Origin of the sequence: Rahnella perminowiae (assembly GCF_019049755.1) — a bacterium.
Classification (GTDB): domain Bacteria; phylum Pseudomonadota; class Gammaproteobacteria; order Enterobacterales; family Enterobacteriaceae; genus Rahnella; species Rahnella perminowiae.
The window spans coordinates 1-6,846 of sequence record NZ_JAFMOS010000382.1 but is presented as its reverse complement, the minus strand read 5'-3'; the positions used below and the strand labels follow the sequence as shown (position 1 = coordinate 6,846).

The 6,846-nt window shown below is 53.2% G+C and carries 7 protein-coding genes; 5 read left to right on the top strand and 2 right to left on the bottom strand.

All coding sequences use genetic code 11. From position 1 onward, the window contains the following. Positions 1-33: 33 nt before the first annotated feature. Positions 34-1,185: a 23S rRNA (guanine(1835)-N(2))-methyltransferase RlmG gene (rlmG, locus tag J1785_RS04920; protein ID WP_217218941.1), complete on the bottom strand. Its 1,152-nt coding sequence runs from the start codon at positions 1,183-1,185 to the stop codon at positions 34-36. Between the two features lie 171 nt (positions 1,186-1,356). Between rlmG and J1785_RS04915 the strand changes: the two genes are divergently transcribed. The 5 genes from J1785_RS04915 (at position 1,357) to sstT (ending at position 6,268) form a co-directional block, all read left to right on the top strand. Then, a complete protein-coding gene (locus J1785_RS04915) occupies positions 1,357-1,863 on the top strand; it encodes a M48 metallopeptidase family protein (RefSeq protein ID WP_129954413.1) in 507 nt (168 codons plus the stop codon). Positions 1,864-1,895: 32 nt separating this feature from the next. Next, positions 1,896-2,882: a Gfo/Idh/MocA family protein gene (locus J1785_RS04910; RefSeq protein ID WP_217138254.1), complete on the top strand. Its 987-nt coding sequence runs from the start codon at positions 1,896-1,898 to the stop codon at positions 2,880-2,882. Positions 2,883-2,908: 26 nt separating this feature from the next. Then, entirely contained in the window at positions 2,909-3,655 is a 747-nt protein-coding gene (locus J1785_RS04905; protein ID WP_217138255.1) for a glutamine amidotransferase, read from the top strand. Between the two features lie 297 nt (positions 3,656-3,952). Further along, the gene (locus J1785_RS04900) at positions 3,953-4,921 is read left to right on the top strand and encodes a TerC family protein (RefSeq protein ID WP_217218942.1); all 969 of its coding nucleotides are present in this window, start codon (positions 3,953-3,955) and stop codon (positions 4,919-4,921) included. Between the two features lie 135 nt (positions 4,922-5,056). Then, positions 5,057-6,268 carry a serine/threonine transporter SstT gene (gene sstT / locus J1785_RS04895; protein ID WP_014333747.1) on the top strand — a complete coding sequence of 404 codons (1,212 nt, stop codon included), beginning with the start codon at positions 5,057-5,059 and terminating at the stop codon, positions 6,266-6,268. 42 nt (positions 6,269-6,310) lie between these two features. Here the strand turns inward: sstT and J1785_RS04890 are convergent, their stop codons facing one another. Next, complete coding sequence (locus J1785_RS04890) at positions 6,311-6,466, bottom strand: hypothetical protein (protein WP_156105442.1); 156 nt, start codon at positions 6,464-6,466, stop codon at positions 6,311-6,313. Between the last annotated feature and the right edge of the window lie 380 nt (positions 6,467-6,846).

Below are 6,846 nucleotides of genomic sequence, written 5' to 3'. Positions count from 1 at the left end.
TTTTTCATGTCTGCACTCACTCTGTCTCAGCGATTAATGGTGTGCAGCGGTTTTCACAGAACGCAAAATCACGAATTTCTGATTGGTGGCGATCGTCGTGCAGTTACCAAACAGACGACGTAACTTCTGGTAGTAATCCAGATGGCGGTTGCCGACGATACGCAGTTCGCCGCCGGTTTGCAGGCAACGCTTGGCATCGCAGAACATGCGCCAGGCGGTGTCATCGCTGATGACCGTGCCCTGATGGAACGGCGGGTTACACAGCACGGCGTGCAGCGTTTCACGTTCGACACCGGCCAGCATGTTATTTACTTCGAAATGGCAGCGGCTGACATCCTGCGGCAGGTTGTTTTCGACGTTAATACGGCTCGATTCCACCGCCATATAGGATTCATCGACGAACAGCATTTCCGCATCGGGATTCAGCGCCAGTGCGGTCATGCCGATCACGCCGTTACCACACCCCAGGTCCGCCATGCGCCCCTGGATGCCTTCCGGCAGATGCTGCATGAAGAAACGCGCGCCAATATCCAGACCGCCGCGTGAGAACACGTTGGCATGGTTGGAAATACGGAACTCGCTGTCATCCAGCGCCCATTCAGAAATCACCGGCTCAGCGGTTTGCGCAGGCAAAGTGGCTTCACAATGGATCAGACGGGCTTTTTTCCACGCCAGACTGGTTTTGGTAGGACCGAGAATTTTCTCGAACAACTGCAACGTTGACGTATGAATGTCGCGGGCTTTCGCGCCGGCGATAATCTGCGTGCCCGGCGTCACGACTTCACGCAGCGCCAGCAATTGTTGTTCCAGCAGTGCCAGGGTTTTTGGCACTTTGATGACGACCAGACCCGGGTTGATCGGCAACGGCACCAGACTACTTTGCGTTGCCACACTGTCTTCGTCAAAACCGTTAATGCGCAGATTATGGCGCATCGCCAGCTGGCTCATAAAGGAATCGTTGATACTGGTCGGATTGTGCGGCTGCAATGCGCAGGCCAGAGTGCCAAAAGCATCGTTGAAAATTAGCAGCGGACGGCCGTTGAGCGCATCAGTATTCAGGTTTTGCAGCAAATATTCATCGGCCGCTTCCCATGCCTGTAACTGCGTTGCCGCTTCTTCCAGCGGATAACGTTCCAGACGCAGTTGCAGTAACTGACCACCGGTTTCGGTTTCAAATTGGCTCATTGGCCCTCCTCATATTCAATTTGCGCTGTTTATCCCTTAATTTGGTCTATCAGTAAAACGTTTTTTCAGTTAAAAAGGGGTTTAATGGCCGGATGCGTGTGATCGTTGCAAAAACAACGCTGGCCGGTACGGCAACTTTTCCCCCGGTAATAAGAGATAAAGCAAACAGTTATGCCTGAATTGACCTATCTTCAAGGCTATCCGGAGTCGCTTCAGGCTCAGGTGCGTCAGTTAATCGACCAGGAACGTTTAGGTAAAGTCTTGCTGACGCGATATCCGGAACCGCACGAGCTGACCACCGACAAATCGCTCTATCAGTATACGCTGGACCTGAAAAACCAGTTTTTGCGCAGTTCATCGCCGTTAAGCAAAGTGGCTTACGACAATAAAATTCATGTGATGAAGCACGCACTGGGGCTGCATACCGCGATATCCCGTATTCAGGGCGGCAAGCTGAAAGCCAAAGCGGAAATCCGTGTAGCGACAGTGTTTAAAAGCGCGCCGGAAGCATTTCTGAAAATGATCGTGGTGCATGAACTCGCGCACCTGAAAGAAAAAGAACACAACAAAGCGTTCTACAGCCTGTGCTGTCATATGACGCCTGACTATCATCAGTTAGAGTTCGACACGCGCATGTACCTGACGCATCTGGAAGTTTTCGGTAAGTTATACACCTAAATGAGATCTCAACTTATCTATACGGAATATATATGATTCGTTTTGCGGTTGTTGGTACCAACTGGATCACCCAGCGTTTTATTGATGCCGCACACGAGAGCGGTAAGATGAAGTTAACCGCGATTTATTCCCGCACGCTGGAAGGCGCTAAAAAGCTTGGCGAGGATTATCCGGTTGAGCATTATTTTGATTCCCTTGAAGAAATGGCAGCATCCGATCTGATTGATGCGGTGTATATCGCCAGTCCGAATTCCCTGCACTACCCGCAGTCTCTGTTGTTCCTCAGCCACAAAAAGCATGTGATTTGCGAAAAGCCGCTGGCGTCCAATCTGCGCGAAGCCGAAAGCCTGATCGCCTGTGCGAAAGAGAACAACGTGGTGCTGTTCGAAGCCTTTAAAACTGCCTATCTGCCCAACTTTCTGCATATGAAAGGTGCGCTGAACCGTATCGGTAAACTGCGTAAAGCCATTCTGAATTACTGCCAGTATTCCTCACGTTATCCGCGTTATCTGGCCGGTGAAAACCCGAATACCTTTAACCCGGCGTTTTCCAATGGCTCGATCATGGATATCGGTTATTACTGTCTGGCGAGTGCCATTTCATTGTTTGGCGAACCGGAATCGGTGAAAGCCACGGCGACCTTGCTGGAAAGCGGCGTTGATGGTCAGGGAACGGTCATCCTGTCATATGCTGATGATTTCGAAGTGGTGATCCACCATTCCAAAATCAGCGATTCCCATTTGCCGAGTGAGATCCAGGGCGAAGACGGTACGTTGCAGATGGAAAAACTGTCTGAATGCCAGACGCTCAGCCTGACGCCACGCGGCAGCCAGAAGCTGGATCTGACCCAACCGCAACACATCAACACCATGTTGTATGAGGCAGAAACGTTTGCGATTCTGGTCGACAGCCAGTTTGTCGCGCATCCGGGGCTGGAAGTCTCGCGTATCACCGCCAAGGTACTGACGGAAATCCGCCGTCAGACCGGCGTGGTGTTCCCGGCCGATACCCAGCCTTAATGTTCAGTCATAATCGGGAGTAACAGATGATTGCACCCAGTCAGAAACCTCTGCTGATTTTGCAGACCGGCCACGCGCCGGAACCTATCCGACGTGCGCACGATAACTTTCCGCAGATGTTTATCCGTCAGGGCGATATTGACGCACAGCAGGTTGTGATTGTGGACTTACAGGCAGGTGAACGTCCGCTGCCGCCGGAAAACTATTGCGGGGCGATCATTACCGGTTCACGCAGCATGGTGACCGAGCATCTGGCATGGAGCGAAGAAGCGGCGGATTGGGTACGGCTGGGGATGTTGCAGGAATTACCGATGTTCGGCGCCTGCTACGGCCATCAGCTGATGGCATATGCACTGGGCGGCGAAGTGGATTACCACCCGCAAGGCATCGAAGTTGGTACGCATGAGGTGTCGCTGACGCCGGACGGGCATCTTGATCCGCTGGTATCGCAGCTTCCGGCGCAGTTCGCCGCAAATCTTATCCACCTGCAAACCGTCATCACCCCGCCCGCGACGGCGAAGGTGCTGGCAAAAACGCTGCACGATCCGCATCAGATCCTGCGCTATGGCCCGAACGCCATCAGCACGCAGTTTCACCCTGAATTCAGTCTGGCGGTCATGAAGACATATTTGTCCTGGCTGGGTTCCATTGCCGAAGATGATCATGTCGATTTTGCGCATCAGGCTCAGCAACTTAGCGAAACACCGCTCAGCCGCAGCCTGCTGCTTTCCTTTGTCGGCGCACTCGGTAAACGTCAGGCACTGGCGGGTTAATAGTCTAAAATGTTTCTGAATATTTGACATCTGACACATTTTGCATTAATTTGCGAACTGCAAAGGGGAGTAACTTCTTCGCCGGATAATCGTCATTACGGTGCCTGGATCCGCGCTTAAGCGCCATCTCAGCCACCCGGTTACCGGGGCGAAGATAGACATTTACAAAGTGAATGCCTATTTTCGTAAGTGAGACCTTGCCGGAAGGCGAGGTTTGCTCACAACTCAAAAATGAGCGGCTAACGTCTTCTGACGCTGGCCGTTTTTTTTTGATGTTTTTTCGAGGATGACGCAATGATGAACTCCGTAGGCAACCCGATGTTGTGGGGCTCTTTTGCCGTGGTAGTGATAATTATGCTCGCTTTCGACCTGCTGTTACAGGGTCGCAAAGGCGCGCAAACCATGAGTATGAAAAGCGCCGCGCTGTGGTCGCTGGTGTGGATAGGCCTGTCGTTGCTGTTCAATTTCGGCTTCTGGTGGTACCTCAACGGCGAGTTTGGTCGCGAGGTGGCCGACGCCAAGGCCACGATGTTCCTGACCGGCTACCTGCTGGAAAAAGCGCTGGCGGTAGATAACGTCTTCGTCTGGCTGATCCTGTTCAGCTACTTCTCCATTCCGGCCAACCTGCAACGCCGCGTGCTGGTCTACGGTGTGCTCGGCGCTATCGTCCTGCGTACCGGCATGATTTTCGCCGGAAGCTGGCTGGTGGGTCAGTTCAGCTGGATTTTGTACGTGTTTGGCGCGTTCCTGCTGTTCACCGGGATCAAGATGGCGCTGGCGAAAGAAGACGACGGTGAGGTTGGTGAGAAACCGATGATCCGCTGGCTGCGCAGCAAAATGCGCATGACCGACGAGTTGCAGGGTGAGAAATTCTTCGTGCGCCGTAACGGTATTCTGTTCGCCACCCCGCTGTTGCTGGTGCTGATCATGGTCGAACTGAGCGACGTCATTTTCGCGGTCGACAGCATCCCGGCGATTTTCGCGGTGACCACCGACCCGTTCATCGTGCTGACCTCTAACCTGTTCGCGATCCTCGGTCTGCGTGCGATGTACTTCCTGCTGGCAGGCGTGGCAGAACGTTTCTCGATGCTGAAATACGGTCTGGCAGTGATCCTGATTTTCATCGGTATCAAAATGCTGCTGCTCGACGTGTTCCACATTCCGGTGGGTATTTCACTGGGCGTGATCGCGTCGATTCTGATCATCACCCTGCTGATTAACACCTGGGTGAACCGTCGGGCTGACCTCGCAAAATCCAAAAAATAAGCGGGCATCGATCGCAAAATAATGTCATCAGGCGGGCGCTAACAAGCGCCCGTTATTTTTTGAGCTAGATTCTGCTAGTCTCCTGCTTCGCCGTTCAGGACACGAACGGTGATAACGTATAAAAAAGGGAAAATCATGCAAACACCATCCTCTCCGTCATTTTTAAAACGCTTCACCGACAGCAGTCTGGTGATGCAAATTCTGGTCGGCTTAATCGCCGGTATCATCCTCGCGGCACTGGCGCCGGAAGTGGCGAAAACGGCGGGCCTGCTCGGCAGTTTGTTTGTCGGCGCGCTGAAAGCCGTCGCACCGTTGCTGGTGTTAGTGCTGGTTACCGCTTCAATCACCAATCATCCCAAAGGCCGTAAAACGTCGCTGGGTCCGATCCTGTTTCTGTATCTCTTCGGGACGTTTTCGGCGGCACTGATTGCCGTCGTGGTCAGTTTTATGTTCCCTTCGACGCTGGATCTGAAAGTCGCGAACGTCGAAATCACGCCGCCGGGAGGGATTGCGGAGGTGCTGAAAGGGCTGATTATGAGCATTGTGTCTAACCCGTTCCGCGCCCTGATCGATGCGAATTATATCGGCATTCTGGCCTGGGCGATTGGCCTTGGACTGGCGCTGCGTCAGGCTGCTGATACGACGAAAAATCTGGTCACGGATGTCTCGGTGGCCGTCACCAAAATTGTCCGTGTGGTGATCCGCTTTGCGCCACTGGGGATTTTCGGTCTGGTCGCCGAAACACTGGCCACCAGCGGATTTGGCGCATTATACGATTATGCACATCTGCTGGTTGTGCTGATTGGCTGTATGTTGCTGGTGGCGCTGGTATTTAATCCGCTGATCGTGCTGGTGAAAACCCGCCGAAACCCCTATCCGCTGGTCTTCGCCTGCCTGCGTGAAAGTGGCGTCACCGCCTTCTTCACCCGCAGTTCTGCCGCCAATATTCCGGTCAACATGAACCTTTGCCGCAAACTGGGGCTGGATGAAGACACCTATTCCGTGTCAATCCCGCTGGGTGCCACCATCAATATGGCGGGCGCGGCGATCACCATTACAGTGCTGACGCTGGCGGCAGTCACGACGCTGGGTATTGAAGTGGATATTCTGACGGCGCTGTTGCTGAGCGTGATGGCGGCAGTGTGCGCCTGTGGCGCGTCAGGGGTGGCGGGCGGTTCGCTGCTGCTGATCCCGATGGCATGCAGCCTGTTTGGCATTCCCAATGACATCGCCATGCAGGTGGTGGCTGTCGGTTTCATCATCGGTATTTTGCAGGATTCAGCGGAAACTGCGCTGAACTCTTCCACCGACGTGTTGTTTACCGCCGCAGCCTGTCAGAAAAACTGATCCTTCCTGCACCGGGCAGCCCCTGCCGCCCGGTGCATTGCCTTACGGCTTCACGCCGTTCAGCAACACCTCCAGCGGATACACCATCGCGATCACCAGTTCGTCATGGATCGCCGCCGCATCATCCAGCTGAGCCTGCGCCTGCCGGCGTTCCTGCTGTTCACCGGTATCAAGATGGCCCTGCTCGATGTGTTCCACATTCTTGTGGGAATATCGCTGGGCGTGATCGCGTCGATTCTGATCATCACCTTGCTGATTAACACCCGGGTGAACCGTCGTAACGATCTAAACAATACGCGAAAGTCATAGCATTAATCAGGAATAATGAATGGGCGGATATCACGCCCATTCATTATTTTACCTGTCTTATTTTCAATGAACTTTATCAAAGCTTATTTCCATCGGCATACCTCCATTCCGGGTACGAGCCCGGCCAACTGACCGAAGAGGAGCTTTGGCAGGCAATGCTACGCTGTGGCCCTCTCATTCCATCCGTCCTTGTGTATGATATTACCGTCGCGTTAGAAATAAATAAGCTGGAATTGACATGTTATATCCTTATAAAGTTAATTATTACG